The following is a 13,925-nucleotide window of genomic DNA, read 5'->3' on the forward strand; positions in this document are numbered from 1 at the left end:
TCCGGAATCAAGGAGGCCAGATTGAGCGATTCCACCCCAGCCCAGCCCATGCGGCCGGGCCATCTCAAAGAATTCACCGCCGGCGCGCGCGACATCATTCCGATGATGGTCGGCGCCGCGCCGTTCGGCGTCATTTTCGGCACGCTCGTGACGTCCGGCCCGCTGCATCTGTGGCACGGCCAGTTGATGTCGCTCATCGTATTCGCCGGCTCCGCGCAATTCATCGCGCTCGGCCTGATCGCCGGGCACGCGAGTTTCGCCGTGATCTGGGCGACCACGCTCGTCGTCAATCTGCGTCACGTGCTGTATAGCGCGACGCTCGCGCCGCACGTCGCGCATCTGCCCAAGCGCTGGCGCTGGGCGCTCGGCGCGCTGCTCACCGACGAGGTCTTCGCGGTTGCGTGGGAGCACTACCGGCATCGCGAGCCGGGCACGGTCGGCCCGTATTATTTCTTCGGCGCGGGCGCGGCGATGTATCTGAACTGGCAGCTCTGGACCATCGTCGGCCTGCTGTTCGGCGCGGCCTTCCCCGGCCTGCAATCGCTCGGCCTCGATTTCGCGATGGTCGCGACGTTCATTGCGATCGTCGTGCCGCAACTGGTCGCACTGCGCTTTATCGCGGCGGCCGCGACCGCGGGCACGCTGGCGTTTTTCTGGCAGGCGTGGCCGTACAAGCTCGGTCTACTTGGCGCGGTATTCGCAGGCGTTGCGGTCGGCGTACTGCTGTCGAGCTCGCGTCTGAACCTGCGCGGCTCGCGCACCACAGCGGAGGCCACGCGATGAGCTACGTCGTTCTGATCGTCGGCATGGCGGCTATTACGTGGCTGATCCGCGCCGCGGTATTCGTGCTCGGCGACCGGCTGGTGTTCCCGCCGCTTTTGCGCACCGCGCTGAGCTTTGTGCCCGTCACCGTGCTGACTGCGATCATCGTGCCGATGGCCGTTTCCCCGCACGGCAACAACGCCGAGCTGACCTGGCGCAATCCGCAGCTGGTCGGCGCGCTGGCCGCTGTCGTCGTCAGTGCGACGACGCGCCGGCCGCTGCTGACCATCGCGGTCGGGCTGGCGGTGTTCTTCGTCTGGCAGTGCTTCGTGCTGAAGTAGCCGCTGGGCTGCTGGCCCCCTCAAGTTTCCCTCAACCCCGCCGATAAGCAGTCGAGGTCCGCGCATCGGGATTCGTCCTGCTGGTTACGCGGCAACAGGCTGGAATAACCGCGCCGGCATCCGGTGTCGCGTAGCCCTGGTCCGCGTGCGGCCGGACACGCGACGAGCGCCGCGCGGCAGAAAAACGGGATAACACATGGGTCAAATCACCCTCAAGCTCAAGGACGAGACCATCGCTTCGCTGCGCAAGGACTTCGAGGCCTTTCTGCGGGTATCGCTGAAGCTCGATCCGCAATTCGCGACGCCGTCGTTTGAGGATTTCTTGCGCGCGAAGCTGCTCGACAACATGGTGCCGCTGACCGAGCACGCGGTGCAGCGGATGCTCCAGGGCGGCCAGTACGCATGGGCCAAGCGCACGCTCGACAAGGAGTTTCCCGACGTCGTCGCGATTCTGATGCGGCAGGCGGGAGAATTCGGCTTCGGTTTCGCGGCGCGCCCGGAATGGACGCCCGAGGAGCTTGCCAAGCAATGCCGCGACTGGGCGGCGGCGATCGTCAAGGAAGCCGAAGGCGACGCGGTACTGGTCGATCCGCTCGCCGCGCAGATCAAGAGCGCGGCACAGGACATCCAGACGCTCGAGGAAGTGATGCAGACGCCGGCCTGGCGGCTCGTCGAATCGCTGCGCCAGCGCGTCTACGAGGCGAAGGTCGCGTGCGAGACGAGCGTGGGCAGCACCGCGCGCGAGAAGCTCGGCGAACTACGCGGGCTCTTGCGCCTCGGCATTGCGCACGGCACGTTCCAGAAGCAGGAAGCGCAGCAGATCATGGAATATCTGCGCCTGCTCAAACCCGAGATTTTCGTCGAGGAGCCGTACGACGTGTTTTCCCGGCTCGCCGCGTGGTTGCGCAATTTCTTCGTGCCGCCGCGTCCGGTGACGCCGCAGCAGCAGCGGCAGTCGCGTTAAGCGCGGGTAGAGACGAATAAGGGCGAATAAGCACGAGTAGGCGCGCAGCGCTACTGGCTCAATCCCACATCTTCCTCAGTTTCGCGCCGATTTCGAGCTTCGCCCGCGCGGCAGCGGCGAGCCCCGCCGCGCTCGGCGCTGTCGGCACCGGCACGCGCGGCCACGCGTAGGCGTCGAACAGTGGCAGCATCGCCGTGGAAATGAAGCGCGTGCGCGACGCCCACACGTGACGGTCGCCGAGATGCGTCTGGTTGTGCACGTAAAAGCGCTGCGGCACGACGATATGCAGATCCTCCTTCGCGCGCGTCATCGCCACGTAGAGCAGGCGCCGCTCCTCGTCGATCTCCTCGTCGCTGCCCGTGCCGAGATCGGACGGAATGCAGCCGTCGACGCCATTGAGCACGAACACGTTGCGCCACTCCTGCCCCTTCGCCGAATGGATCGTCGACAGGATCAGGTAGTCCTCGTCGAGCAGCGGCACGCCGGATTCGTCGCTGGTCGCGTCGGGCGGATCGAGCGTCAGTTCGGTGAGAAAGCGCTCGCGCGATGGATACGTGCCGGCGATGCTCTCCATCTGCAACACGTCAGCGTGACGGATCGCGGCGTCTTCGTGATTGCGTTCGAGATGCGGCTCGTACCAGCGCCGCACCATTTCGAATTCGGCGGGCCACGGCGTTTGCCGCCCATATACGCTCGACATGAGCTTGACGAACGGATGCCAGTCCTCCTGCGCACGCGCGGGAGGACTAAACCCGGCAAGCGCGGCGAGCGCGCCGCCGGCTGTCGTGGCCATCGCGGCCGGATCGCCCGCGCCCGTGCCTGTGCCCGCGCGCGCCGCGATTTCGTCGAGCAGCTTCGCCGCGGTGGCGGGACCCACACCCGGCAGCAATTGCGTGACGCGAAAACCGGCGACGCGGTCGCGCGGATTCTCGGCCCAGCGCAGCACCGCGAGCACGTCCTTCACATGCACCGAGTCGAGAAATTTGAGTCCGCCGAATTTGACGAATGGAATGTTGCGGCGGGTCAACTCGATCTCGAGCGCGGCGCTGTGGTGCGCGGCGCGAAACAGCACCGCCTGTGACTTGAGCTTCATGCCCTGCTCGCGTGCTTCGAGCACCTGTTCGACGACGTAGCGCGCCTGCGCGGCTTCGTCGGCGACCGTGACGAGGCGCGGGCGCTGCGCCGACGCCTTGTCGGTCCAGAGATTCTTCGTGTAGCGCTCGCTCGCGAGTTCGATCACCGCGTTCGAGGCCGCGAGAATCGGCGCGGTCGAACGGTAATTGCGCTCGAGCGTGACTTGCCGCGCGGGCGGATCGAACTGCCCGGGAAAATCGAGGATGTTGCGCACGGTCGCGCCGCGAAACGAGTAGATCGACTGCGCGTCGTCGCCGACCACGGTGAGGCCGCGGCCGTCCGGTTTCAGCGCGAACAGGATCGACGCCTGCAGGCGGTTGGTGTCCTGATATTCGTCGACGAGCACGTGATCGAAGCGCGCCGACAGATCGGCCGCGATGGCCGGCTCGGCGGCCATATGCGACCAGTAGAGCAGCAGATCGTCGTAGTCGAGCACGCTCTGATTCTGCTTCGCGTCGACATACGCGGCGAACAGCCGGCGCAGATCGTCCTCCCATTCGCGGCACCACGGAAACGCGCTCTCGAGCACCTGGCCCAGTGACGCGTCCGTGTTCACGACACGTGAATAGATCGCAAAACAGGTGCTCTTCGCCGGAAAGCGTCGCTCTTTCGCGGACAGCCCCAACTCGTGGCGCACGAGATTCATGAGATCGGAGGAATCTTCGCGGTCGTTGATCGTGAAGGCGGGCGCGAGGCCGATCAGCTCGGCGTATTCGCGCAAGAGCCGGGCGCCTACGCTGTGGAACGTGCCCGACCACGTGAGCCCCTGCGCGAGCGCGGCTCCCGCGCCGGCTGTGGTGGCCGCGGCGGCCGTGATGCGCGTGACGCGGCGCGTCATCTCGAGCGCCGCGCGGCGCGAAAAAGTCAGCAGCAGGATGCGGTGCGGATCGGCGCCCTTCACCACCAGATTGGCGACGCGGTGCGCGAGCGTGTTGGTCTTGCCGGAGCCGGCGCCCGCGATCACGAGCAGCGCGCCGGGCGGAGCGTTCGGCGTGTCGGCCCCGTATTCGACGGCCTCGCGCTGCGCGTCATTGAGCTTCGCGAGCCAGGCGGCGGTATCGAACGGCGGAGCGGATTCGGCGACGGTGGACACTGATCGGTTTGCGCGTTGGGTGGATTCAGATGGCGACGCATACTGTATATCCATACAACTACTCGCGACAAGCGCCCTTTTTTGCGGGACGTGCGGGCGCGGATTGCGCGGTGACCAGCGGGAGGGTTGCGGGAGGGTTGCGGGCTACGGCCGGACATGACTCCGCCGGGAAATTCCCGGTGGAAAATCGGCGCCGGAACGCGCGGGTCTCCACGACCCTCACGCGCTCCGGAATCAAGGTTTAACGGCCTAAAACTAAAACCTGTTCACGCCAATAACGGGCTTGCGAAGGCTCAATGCTTGACGTCGGCCCCATCGGCCTGCGCACCCGCCTGCCCTTCCATGTTCATCTTCATTTCGTTATTGGCGGTCTGCTTGTCGGCCTTCTTATTGAGCTTCGCACCATGCACCTGCTCCTTGTACTGCGCCTTCGCGGCTTTCTGCTGCGTCCTCATTTCCGTCTTCGACGCCTTCTTCGATGCGCGATATTCCGCGTTGGCCTTCGCGTCGGCATCGCGTTTCTGCACGAGCGGATCGGTCGAATCCGGGGCCGTCAGACCGGCCGACGGCGGCGCAACCGGCTGCACGCCCTGGGCGGCGGGCGCTGCCGGGGCCTGCTGCATCCCCTGCGCGACAGGTGCCATAGGTGCCGGTGGCGCGGCGTCGGCGCCTTGCGTCTGGACCTGCCCCTGAGCGCCAATGCCCGCGGCCGGCTGGGCGGTCTGTGCGACAGCGGCCGTCGCGGCAAAAGCAGTGAGGGCGGTGCCGATCAGGAGCGAACGAATCTGGGTCATGGCTTGGGTCATGGCTAATCCTCTCTAAAGTTGTTGTGACGCGGACGTGCTGTCTGGCGCCGCAGTGACGGGGTGCCCCACGCGCCTCGTCCGGTCTTGCATCGCTGGACCGGTTGCCGACCGTCGGCTACCGTCATCCAGCGTGCTTTGCTGCAGAACTGCACTTTAGGAGTGAAATTCATCCAATACGACCGGTGTTACGGAGCGTTTCATTTTCCGACAACTGTATAACATCTGCTTTCAATTGCTTGCCGGCAAGCCGGTGTCATCATCGGGTTGATGCGCGGCGGCCTGTGTCACAGCTTTTGCCCTGCTTTTGCCGCGCTTCTGTCCTGCTGCTCTGCCGCTATCCGCTTGTGCTTTATGATGCGAACCCCAACCGCCTCCAGCGCCAAGGCGCAACCGCCATGCCAAACCTCAATTTCACACTCACCGGCGATTACGTCGAACTGCACAATCTGCTGAAGATAACGGGGCTCGCGGACAGCGGCGGCTCCGCGAAAATGATGGTCGCGCAAGGGGCCGTCACGGTCGACGGCCAGATCGAAACGCGGAAAACGTGCAAGATCCGCGCGGGCCAGGTCGTGCTGCTCGGCGACACGCGCATCGCGGTTCACGAAGCCTGACGCTGGCTGAAGCGGCCTGACGCCATCCGAAGCATTCGGCAGTAGTCTGCAACCGCAGTCCGCCACCCGCGCCGCACTCCGGAGATTCGCAGGAAAGCGCGCACCAGAATCGTGCGTTTGCCATCGACATCGGCCGGGCAAGACAATAAGCTGTCGGTTTCGACAGGTAAATCGACAGGCAAACGACGGACCACACCACCGGCCAGCGGAGTCGGCTAACCGGCTCGCCACGGATTCCCTCATCCGCTCCCGCCAAGTTGCCGAGCCGCCGGGCGCGCAGCTCCATGCAACGCGCCGCAGCTTTTGACCGCAGCTTTTGACCGCCGCGTTTGCCCGCCCCTCGCTGTCGCCACTTTCCGCCGCCAGGCATTTCATGACCCAATCCGGCTTCGCCCGGCTGGCCTCCCGGCCGCCGACCCTATCCCGCCACGCGGCCGACACCGCGCGGCTCGCCGCACCGCTCGCGATCGCGCAACTGTCGCAGATGGCGATGAGCGTCACCGACACGATCCTGCTCGGCTCGCTCGGCCCCGACGCGCTCGCCGCCGGCGGCCTCGGCGCGAACCTCTTTTTCGTCGTCGTCACGCTGTTGCAGGGCGTGCTGACCTCGGTCAGCGTGAGCGTCGCGCATGCGCGCGGCGCGCAGGACGACAGCCGCGTGCCGCATATCTACTGGACCGGCTTCGTGCTGTCGATCCTGCTGTCGGTGCCCGCGTTCATCCTGCTGTCGTTCGCCTCGCAGATCCTGCTCGCGTTCGGCGAACCGGGCCTGCTCGCGCACAACGTCGGCAAATACGCGGCGGTGCTGCGCTGGGCCGCGCCCGCGAGCTTGATCGGCGTCGGCCTGATGCGCTCGTTCCTGCCGGCGATCGGCGCGGCGCGGCGGCTCCTGTGGGTGTCGATCGCGAGCGTCGGCGTGAACGGCTTCCTGAACTACGGCCTGATTCACGGCGCGTACGGGCTGCCGCGGCTCGGCTTTCTCGGCTCGGCGGCCGCGACCACGATCACGGTATGGCTGACCGCGCTCGTGCTGATGGCGCTCCTGCATCTGCGGCCGCGCTTCAAGCATTTCGTCGTCGCGACGCGGCCGAAGCTGCCGCTGATGGGCGAGCTGTTCGGCATCGGCTGGCCGGTCGCGATTACCTACGGCGTCGAGTCGACGCTCTTTCTCGCCACCGGCCTGATGGTCGGCCTGCTCGGCGAGTCGCAGCTGGCCGCGCATCAGATCGCGCTGAACGTCGCGTCGGTGGCCTTCATGGTGCCGCTGTCGATCGGCCAGGCGGCCAACGTCCGGGTCGGCTTCTGGGCCGGCGCCGGCCAGCCGCTCGCCGCGCGTCATGCGGGCTTCGTCGCGATCGCGCTCGGCGTCGGCTTCATGTCGCTGTCGGGCGTCCTGCTGATCACCGCGCCGCACTGGATCGTCGGCCTCTATCTGCATCTCGACGACCCAGCCAACGCGCCGACCATCGCGCTCGCGAGTTCGCTGCTCGGCGTGGCCGCGATTTTCCAGATCGTCGACGGCATGCAGGCGGTCTGCTCCGGCTGCCTGCGCGGCCTGAAGGACGTGCGCGTGCCGATGATCGCCGCGGCGTTCGGCTACTGGGTGATCGGCTTTCCGACCGGCTACCTGCTCGCGTTTCACGCCGGGTTCGGCGCGCGCGGCCTGTGGTGGGGGCTCGCGGCAGGCCTCGCGAGCGTCGCGCTGCTGATGACGCTGCGGTTTCACAAGCTGAGCCTGCGGCAGACACCGGCGGCATCGGTCGCGCCGCCGGCGCAGTCGGTTTGAGCGAAGCCGCGGCAAACCCTACTCCTGAAGCGCTCCCTGCAAAAGGTAAAATGGCCGCCTCGGCACGCGAGCGTTCACCCGCGTTCGCGCGCTCCGGCGAAACCAGCGCCGGAGCGCCCGCAGCCTGAAACCGGCTCACCCGGCCGACGCGGGCTCCCCCCGTAGCACCGACTTCTCACGATAAAAAACCCAAGGACCCCTCGTCATGCTTGCCCGCGTCACCCGCCTGTTCCCACTCTGGGCCGTGCTCGTTTCGATCGCCGCGTATTTCTCGCCGGCGTCGTTCTCCGGCGTCGCGCCGCACGTCACCACGCTTCTCACGATCATCATGCTGGCGATGGGCGTCACGCTGTCGGCGTCCGACTTCCTGCGCGTATTCACACGGCCCGCGCCCGTGATCGCCGGCATCGTGCTGCACTACCTCGTGATGCCGCTCGCCGCGTGGGTGATCGCCAAAATGCTGCGCATGCCGCCCGATCTGACCGCGGGCATGGTGCTCGTCGGCAGCGTCGCGAGCGGCACGGCGTCGAACGTGATGATCTATCTCGCGCGCGGCGACGTTGCCCTGTCGGTCACGATCAGCGCGCTGTCGACGCTCGTCGGCGTGTTCGCGACACCGCTGCTCACGCGTCTGTACGTCGACGCGTCGATCGTCGTCGACGTGCACGGCATGCTCATGAGCATCCTGCAGATCGTCGCGCTGCCGATCGTCGCCGGTCTCGTCATCAACCATCTGTTCGGCAAGCTCGTGCGCAAGATCGAGCCGGTCCTGCCGCTCGTCTCGATGGTCGCGATCGTGCTGATCATCGGCGCGGTGGTCGGCGGCACGCAGAAGAGCATCGCCTCGGTCGGTCTCGTCGTGATGGTCGGCGTGGTGCTGCATAACGGCATCGGCCTGCTCGGCGGTTACTGGGGCGGCCGGCTGCTCGGGTTCGACGAAGCCATCTGCCGCACGCTCGCGATCGAAGTCGGCATGCAGAACTCCGGCCTCGCCGCGACGCTCGGCAAGCTCTACTTCACGCCGCTCGCGGCACTGCCGGGTGCGCTCTTTTCGGTGTGGCACAACCTCTCGGGGTCGCTGCTCGCGGGCTACTGGGCGGGACGTCCGGCGAAGGGTTCGACGTATCCCGAAGGCGAGCGCGCGCTGGACGCGGGGCGCGGATAAGTTGCGGCTCGCGCGCCGCGATGGCCGTTCTGGCAATCGCGGCGCGAAGCCGTGGGCGAAGAACGAAAACTACCCCGCCCGATTCCCTTAGAATGGTTTTCCCGACAGCGTGAGCGATCCATCCGCGCTGGCCGCCACGAGACGCTTGCGAAAAAGGGAGAACACCACGTGCAAGGGCATCTCGAACAGAACCAGAACACGCTGCGCCGCCAGCGGGCATTCAACACAACGAGATATTTTTTCCTGCTGTGCTGCGTCACGGCATTTTTGACTGCCTGCGCCACCAAGCCGCCCGCCACCGCGTACGACCGCGAAGTCACGCACGCACTGCCCGCCACCGCCGACACCCCGCTGCGCGCCGCGCTCGCGCCGCTCGAAGCGAAGCATCCGCAACAGTCGGGCTTCCGGGTGCTCTCGAGCGGCACCGACGCACTGCAGATGCGCATCGCACTCGCGCGCGCGGCGACCAAAACCCTCGACATGCAGTACTACATCGCCAACGAGGACACCACCGGCAAGCTGCTGCTCGGCGCCGCGCTCTACGCGGCCGATCACGGCGTGCGCGTGCGCATGCTCGTCGACGATCTGAACTTCAAGGACATCGACCGCATCATGGCGGGCCTGAACACGCACGACAACATCGAGATTCGCGTGTTCAATCCGTTCGGCAGCGCGCAGGAAGGCATGTTCGAGCGCACCGCGAACCTGTTCACGCAGATCGGCCATTTCACGCGCCGCATGCACAACAAGGCGATGATCGCGGACAACCAGCTCGCGATCGTCGGCGGCCGCAATCTCGGCGACGAATACTTCAGCGCGAGCGAAACGCTGCAGTTCCGCGACCTCGACGTGCTGGCGGCCGGTCCGATCGTCGCCGACGTGTCCGCGAGTTTCGACGACTACTGGAACAGCGGCCTCGCCTATCCGCTGCGCGTGCTCAACAAGCAGAAGTTCGATCAGAAGGAACTCGACCAGACGCGCGACGATTTGCGCCAGCACTGGCGCGTGAACGCCGACCCGTACGACGCCAAGCCGCTGAACGCGACGCCGCTCGCCGCGCAGATCACGAGCGAGCAGCTGGGCCTCACGTGGGCGCCGGCCGAATTCAGGGCGGATCTGCCGGAGAAGATCGAGCATCCGTCACCGGACTACGTGAGCCCGCCGATGCAGCGGCTGCGCGAACTGATGCGCGACGCGCACCACGATTTCCTGATCGTGTCGCCCTACTTCGTGCCGCACGAGGCGGGCGTGGAGGCGGCCGGCGAACTCACGCGGCGCGGCGTACGCATCGCCGTGCTGACCAATTCGCTCGCCGCGACCGACGCGGTCGCCGTGCAGGCCGGCTACAGTCCGTTCCGCGTGCCGCTCCTGCAACAGGGCGTCGAGCTGTACGAATTCAAGCCGCACCAGGAAATGCGACGCGTGAGCCTCGTGGGCTCCAGCTCGCGCGCGAGCCTGCATGCCAAAACCTATGTGATCGACCACGAGATTCTGGTGATCGGCTCGATGAATCTGGACCCGCGCTCGGCCAATCTGAACACCGAGCTCGCGCTCGTGATCCATAGCCCGGAACTCGCGAATCAGGTCGCGAAAATCTTCGACTTCGCCACCGAGCCCGAGCAGAGCTATCGCGTGACGCTCGCCGACGGCGCGCAGCTCGCCTACCTGCGCTCGATCGGTGCGCCGCTCTCGCCGCTCGTGTGGACCGACGTCGAGGACGGCCAGAAACACACCTACATTTTCGATCCGCAGGCGGGTTTTTACCGGAACGCGCTAACGGGTCTATTCTCCCTATTGCCTGTCAATGGAGAACTTTGAAAAGCGGAGTGCAACATGACTGAAGACGTACGAATGGAACGCGACACGTTCGGCGAAATCGCGGTGCCGAACGCTCGCTTGTGGGGCGCGCAAACGCAGCGTTCGCTGCAAAACTTCCGGATCTCGACCGAGAAACAGTCGCCCGAGCTGATCACCGCGCTCGCCGTCATCAAGCGCGCGGCGGCCGCGGTCAATCTCGGCCTCGGCGTGCTCGACGAAAAGAAAGCCCACGCGATCATGCAGGCGGCCGACGAGATCATCGACGGCAAGCATCCCAGCGAATTTCCGCTTGCGGTCTGGCAAACGGGCTCGGGCACGCAGACCAACATGAACCTCAACGAGGTGATCGCGAACCGCGCGAGCGAGCTGCTCGGCGGCGAGCGCGGCGAGGCGCGCAAGGTGCATCCGAACGACGACGTGAATCGCGGGCAATCGTCGAACGACGTGTTTCCGACCGCGATGCACGTGGCCGCCGCCTACGCGATCGTGAAACACCTGCTGCCCGCGCTGAAGACGCTGCGCGACACGCTCGACGGCAAGGCGAAGGCGTTCGCCGACGTCGTCAAGATCGGCCGCACGCATTTGCAGGACGCGACGCCGCTCACGCTCGGCCAGGAGTTTTCGGGCTACGTCGCGCAGCTCGATCACAGTATCCGTCACGTGGAATCGGCGCTGCCGCATCTGTACGAGCTTGCGCAGGGCGGCACCGCGGTCGGCACGGGCCTGAACGCGCATCCGCAGTTCGCGGACAACGTCGCCGCCGCGATCGGCAAGCTGACCAGCCTGCCGTTCGTGTCGGCGCCGAACAAGTTCGAGGTCATGGCCGGCGCCGACGCGCTCGTGTTCGCGCATGGCGCGCTGAAAACGGTGGCGGCGAGCCTGAACAAGATCGCCAACGACATCCGCTGGCTCGCCAGCGGCCCGCGCTGCGGCCTGGGCGAGCTGTCGATTCCCGAAAACGAGCCGGGCAGCTCGATCATGCCGGGCAAGGTGAATCCGACGCAGTCCGAAGCGCTCACGATGCTGTGCGCGCAGGTGTTCGGCAACGACGTCGCGGTGAACATCGGCGGCGCGAGCGGCAACTTCGAACTCAACGTGTTCCGCCCGATGATCGCGCACAACGTGCTTCAGTCGGTGCGTCTGCTCGCCGACGGCGCGCACAGCTTCAACGACAACTGCGCGGTCGGCATCGAGCCGAATCGCGAGCGCATCGATACCTTGCTCAACGAATCGCTGATGCTCGTGACGGCGCTCAATCCGCACATCGGCTACGACAAGGCCGCGCAGATCGCGAAGAAAGCGCACAAGGAAGGCACCACGCTGAAAGCGTCGGCGCTCGCGCTCGGCTATGTCACCGAACAGCAGTTCGACGAATGGGTGCGGCCGCAGGATATGGTCGGGCGCCCGGCGGGGTGAGTGGCTGAAGGTTCGCGCGAGCGGGTGGCTGCAACGGCCGCCTCGTCCGCTTCGCGCGATCCGTTCCGGTGCCGCCCCCGCTTCGCTTAAACCTTCCCCTGCGCCACTTCTTCCGGCTTCAGCTCGACGATCGCGTCGAGCGCTTCCTTGACGTCCATCGCGTACTTGGCGAGGCGTTTCTGCTCATCGGTTTGCGGCACGAACGCCGGCACCTGCACCGGATGGCCGTTCTCGTTGACGGCGACCATCACGACCAGGCAGTCCGTGGTTTGCAGCAGTTCGCCGCCCTTCGGATCGCCCGCCTGCACCGACACGTGAATGTGCATGCTCGTGCGGCCCGTCGCGACGACCCGCGCGCGCAATTCGACGAGATTGCCGACGAGGATCGGCCGCCGGAAGCGGATGTTGCCGACGCTGACCGTCACGCAATAACGCCCCGACCAGACCGCCGCACATGCGTAGGCGGTTTCGTCGATCCACTTCATCAGTGCGCCGCCATGCACCTTGCCGCCGAAGTTGACGGAGATCGGCTCGGCGAGAAAACGGAAGGTGGTTTCCGAACGATCCAGCGGTGCTGTGGAAAGAGTGCTCATCTTGACTCCGGTCAATCGGATGCGTTGAAAGGGGGCGATTATACGAGCGCAGATTGCCTGCGGCACGGCGTCGAGTGGGCGGAGAACAGGAATTTCGGCTGCGGGAAGCCGGGTGTGGGCCGATGCGCGGCGCAACCGCGCACAATCCGGCAAGGCCGCGCCTCACGCCTACTTATTATGGATGCTGATGCCCTCGTCGATCGTGCCGTACATATCGATGCTGCCGCTGCCCGCCGAGCCCGACCCGGCTCCGCCCTGAGCACAGGCGCTAAACAGCAGAGCCGCCGCGGCGACGGCCAGAAGAATTTTCATCACACCGTATTCCTGCAAAGACAGGCTTCGATTCTAGCCTGGCGGGCCGATACGGCGCCGCAACGCGGGCGCGGGGACGGCGCGGCCGGGGCGCTGTAGTTACCGCATTCGTTGCGGTATTCGATTGTTCACCCCAGACTGAAACATCGAATCGCGCAGGCGGATACAGTGGACAACATGGCGCGCAGCATGGCCGCCGTGTGCCGCTCGCCGCTGCCGCTCATCGCCCCCCATCGCATTCAGCAAGAACCAGGAGTCCCCCATGATCCCCCCCGCCACGGACGACCACAACCATTTCCCCGGTTTGAGCCGTATCGGCGCGCTGCTCGCCGACCCCGGCCGCGCCGCGATGCTATGGGCGCTGATGGACGGCAGCGCCCGCCCGGCCGGCGAACTGACGATGATCGCGGGGTTGTCGCCCTCGGCGGCGAGCGCCCATCTCGCGCGCCTCACCGACGGCGGCCTGCTCGCGCTCGAAGTGCGCGGGCGGCATCGCTATTTCCGCATCGCGACGCCGGAGATCGCCGCGTCGATCGAAGCGCTCGCCAACGTCGCGCAAGTCAGCGCGCCGCAACGGGCCGCGCCGCGCCCCGCGCGCACCGTGCCGCTCGAAATGCGCTACGCGCGCACCTGCTACGACCACATGGCGGGCGAGCTGTCGGTACAGGTGTTCGAGCGCATGCTCGCGCGCGGGCTGCTCACGCAGCACGGCGCGTCGCTCGAGGCCACCGCGCAGGGCGCCGTCCGTTTCGCCGATTGGGGCATCGATCTGTCCGCGCAGAAGAGCCGCAGGCGGCGCTTCGCCTGCACGTGCCCGGACTGGAGCGTGCGCCGCCCGCACTTGGGCGGTGCCCTCGGCGCGGCGCTGCTGGACGCGTGGTCGGCGCATGGCTGGGTCGAGCGGGCCGAGCGGCCGCGCATCCTGCGTATCACGCCGGCGGGCCACCGGCATTTCGACGCGTTTCTGGCGGAATGAGCGTTCGCTCCCGCGCGATAAAAGACGCGGTAAGGCTTGGTGAGACCTCGTGAGACCTTTTGTTACATGCCAGCGAATCCGCCTTACAAAAGTGGGGCCCTTGAAACATAGGCGGAGGGTAGAGTGACTTACGGACCCGGCGGAT

13 protein-coding genes are annotated in these 13,925 nt (G+C 66.3%); 9 read left to right on the forward strand and 4 right to left on the reverse strand.

Going from position 1 to position 13,925, the window contains the following annotated elements; translation table 11 throughout:
• Window positions 1-48 precede the first annotated feature (48 nt).
• From B9Z01_RS04070 to B9Z01_RS04080, 3 genes are all read left to right on the forward strand, one after another.
• Complete coding sequence (locus B9Z01_RS04070; protein ID WP_420814644.1) at window positions 49-783, forward strand: AzlC family ABC transporter permease; 735 nt, start codon at window positions 49-51, stop codon at window positions 781-783.
• Complete coding sequence (locus tag B9Z01_RS04075; RefSeq protein ID WP_085480935.1) at window positions 780-1,103, forward strand: AzlD domain-containing protein; 324 nt, start codon at window positions 780-782, stop codon at window positions 1,101-1,103. Before B9Z01_RS04070 ends, B9Z01_RS04075 begins: the two co-directional genes overlap by 4 nt.
• Window positions 1,104-1,299: 196 nt before the next feature.
• A complete protein-coding gene (locus B9Z01_RS04080) occupies window positions 1,300-2,067 on the forward strand; it encodes a DUF4088 family protein (protein ID WP_085480936.1) in 768 nt (255 codons plus the stop codon).
• Between the two features lie 58 nt (window positions 2,068-2,125).
• Here the strand turns inward: B9Z01_RS04080 and B9Z01_RS04085 are convergent, their stop codons facing one another.
• Window positions 2,126-4,348, reverse strand: a complete 2,223-nt coding sequence (locus tag B9Z01_RS04085) for an ATP-dependent helicase (protein WP_085480937.1) — start codon at window positions 4,346-4,348, stop codon at window positions 2,126-2,128.
• A gap of 239 nt (window positions 4,349-4,587) precedes the next feature.
• Window positions 4,588-5,088, reverse strand: a complete 501-nt coding sequence (locus tag B9Z01_RS04090) for a hypothetical protein (RefSeq protein ID WP_085480938.1) — start codon at window positions 5,086-5,088, stop codon at window positions 4,588-4,590.
• A 407-nt stretch (window positions 5,089-5,495) separates the two neighbouring features.
• Between B9Z01_RS04090 and B9Z01_RS04095 the strand changes: the two genes are divergently transcribed.
• The 5 genes from B9Z01_RS04095 (at window position 5,496) to fumC (ending at window position 11,899) form a co-directional block, all read left to right on the forward strand.
• On the forward strand, window positions 5,496-5,714 hold the full coding sequence (locus B9Z01_RS04095; protein ID WP_085480939.1) for an RNA-binding S4 domain-containing protein: 219 nt from the start codon (window positions 5,496-5,498) through the stop codon (window positions 5,712-5,714).
• 373 nt (window positions 5,715-6,087) lie between these two features.
• Complete coding sequence (locus tag B9Z01_RS04100; protein WP_085480940.1) at window positions 6,088-7,500, forward strand: MATE family efflux transporter; 1,413 nt, start codon at window positions 6,088-6,090, stop codon at window positions 7,498-7,500.
• A gap of 205 nt (window positions 7,501-7,705) precedes the next feature.
• A complete protein-coding gene (gene panS, locus B9Z01_RS04105; RefSeq protein WP_085480941.1) occupies window positions 7,706-8,665 on the forward strand; it encodes a ketopantoate/pantoate/pantothenate transporter PanS in 960 nt (319 codons plus the stop codon).
• Window positions 8,666-8,833: 168 nt separating this feature from the next.
• Window positions 8,834-10,483 carry a phospholipase D family protein gene (locus B9Z01_RS04110; protein WP_208625846.1) on the forward strand — a complete coding sequence of 550 codons (1,650 nt, stop codon included), beginning with the start codon at window positions 8,834-8,836 and terminating at the stop codon, window positions 10,481-10,483.
• A gap of 15 nt (window positions 10,484-10,498) precedes the next feature.
• Window positions 10,499-11,899: a class II fumarate hydratase gene (fumC, locus tag B9Z01_RS04115; protein WP_085480942.1), complete on the forward strand. Its 1,401-nt coding sequence runs from the start codon at window positions 10,499-10,501 to the stop codon at window positions 11,897-11,899.
• Between the two features lie 86 nt (window positions 11,900-11,985).
• On the opposite strand, the gene B9Z01_RS04120 is transcribed toward fumC, so the two are convergent.
• Together B9Z01_RS04120 and B9Z01_RS35420 are read right to left on the reverse strand one after the other, a co-directional pair.
• Window positions 11,986-12,492, reverse strand: a complete 507-nt coding sequence (locus B9Z01_RS04120; protein WP_085480943.1) for an acyl-CoA thioesterase — start codon at window positions 12,490-12,492, stop codon at window positions 11,986-11,988.
• A gap of 168 nt (window positions 12,493-12,660) precedes the next feature.
• Entirely contained in the window at window positions 12,661-12,804 is a 144-nt protein-coding gene (locus B9Z01_RS35420; protein WP_167387426.1) for a hypothetical protein, read from the reverse strand.
• 262 nt (window positions 12,805-13,066) lie between these two features.
• On the opposite strand from B9Z01_RS35420, the gene B9Z01_RS04125 reads away from it, so the two are divergent.
• Window positions 13,067-13,780: an ArsR/SmtB family transcription factor gene (locus B9Z01_RS04125; RefSeq protein WP_085480944.1), complete on the forward strand. Its 714-nt coding sequence runs from the start codon at window positions 13,067-13,069 to the stop codon at window positions 13,778-13,780.
• Window positions 13,781-13,925: the final 145 nt, after the last annotated feature.

Origin of the sequence: Paraburkholderia susongensis (genome assembly GCF_900177725.1) — a bacterium.
GTDB classification, from domain to species: Bacteria; Pseudomonadota; Gammaproteobacteria; order Burkholderiales; family Burkholderiaceae; genus Paraburkholderia; species Paraburkholderia susongensis.

What these genes read in the sequence shown, in the direction of transcription:
- B9Z01_RS04070 (WP_420814644.1), top strand. Translation starts at nt 49, where the DNA reads ATGCGGCCGGGCCATCTCAAAGAATTCACCGCCGGCGCGCGCGACATC.
- B9Z01_RS04075 (WP_085480935.1), top strand. Translation starts at nt 780, where the DNA reads ATGAGCTACGTCGTTCTGATCGTCGGCATGGCGGCTATTACGTGGCTG.
- B9Z01_RS04080 (WP_085480936.1), top strand. Translation starts at nt 1,300, where the DNA reads ATGGGTCAAATCACCCTCAAGCTCAAGGACGAGACCATCGCTTCGCTG.
- B9Z01_RS04085 (WP_085480937.1), bottom strand. Translation starts at nt 4,348, where the DNA reads ATGGATATACAGTATGCGTCGCCATCTGAATCCACCCAACGCGCAAAC.
- B9Z01_RS04090 (WP_085480938.1), bottom strand. Translation starts at nt 5,088, where the DNA reads ATGACCCAGATTCGTTCGCTCCTGATCGGCACCGCCCTCACTGCTTTT.
- B9Z01_RS04095 (WP_085480939.1), top strand. Translation starts at nt 5,496, where the DNA reads ATGCCAAACCTCAATTTCACACTCACCGGCGATTACGTCGAACTGCAC.
- B9Z01_RS04100 (WP_085480940.1), top strand. Translation starts at nt 6,088, where the DNA reads ATGACCCAATCCGGCTTCGCCCGGCTGGCCTCCCGGCCGCCGACCCTA.
- panS (WP_085480941.1), top strand. Translation starts at nt 7,706, where the DNA reads ATGCTTGCCCGCGTCACCCGCCTGTTCCCACTCTGGGCCGTGCTCGTT.
- fumC (WP_085480942.1), top strand. Translation starts at nt 10,499, where the DNA reads ATGACTGAAGACGTACGAATGGAACGCGACACGTTCGGCGAAATCGCG.
- B9Z01_RS04120 (WP_085480943.1), bottom strand. Translation starts at nt 12,492, where the DNA reads ATGAGCACTCTTTCCACAGCACCGCTGGATCGTTCGGAAACCACCTTC.
- B9Z01_RS35420 (WP_167387426.1), bottom strand. Translation starts at nt 12,804, where the DNA reads ATGAAAATTCTTCTGGCCGTCGCCGCGGCGGCTCTGCTGTTTAGCGCC.
- B9Z01_RS04125 (WP_085480944.1), top strand. Translation starts at nt 13,067, where the DNA reads ATGATCCCCCCCGCCACGGACGACCACAACCATTTCCCCGGTTTGAGC.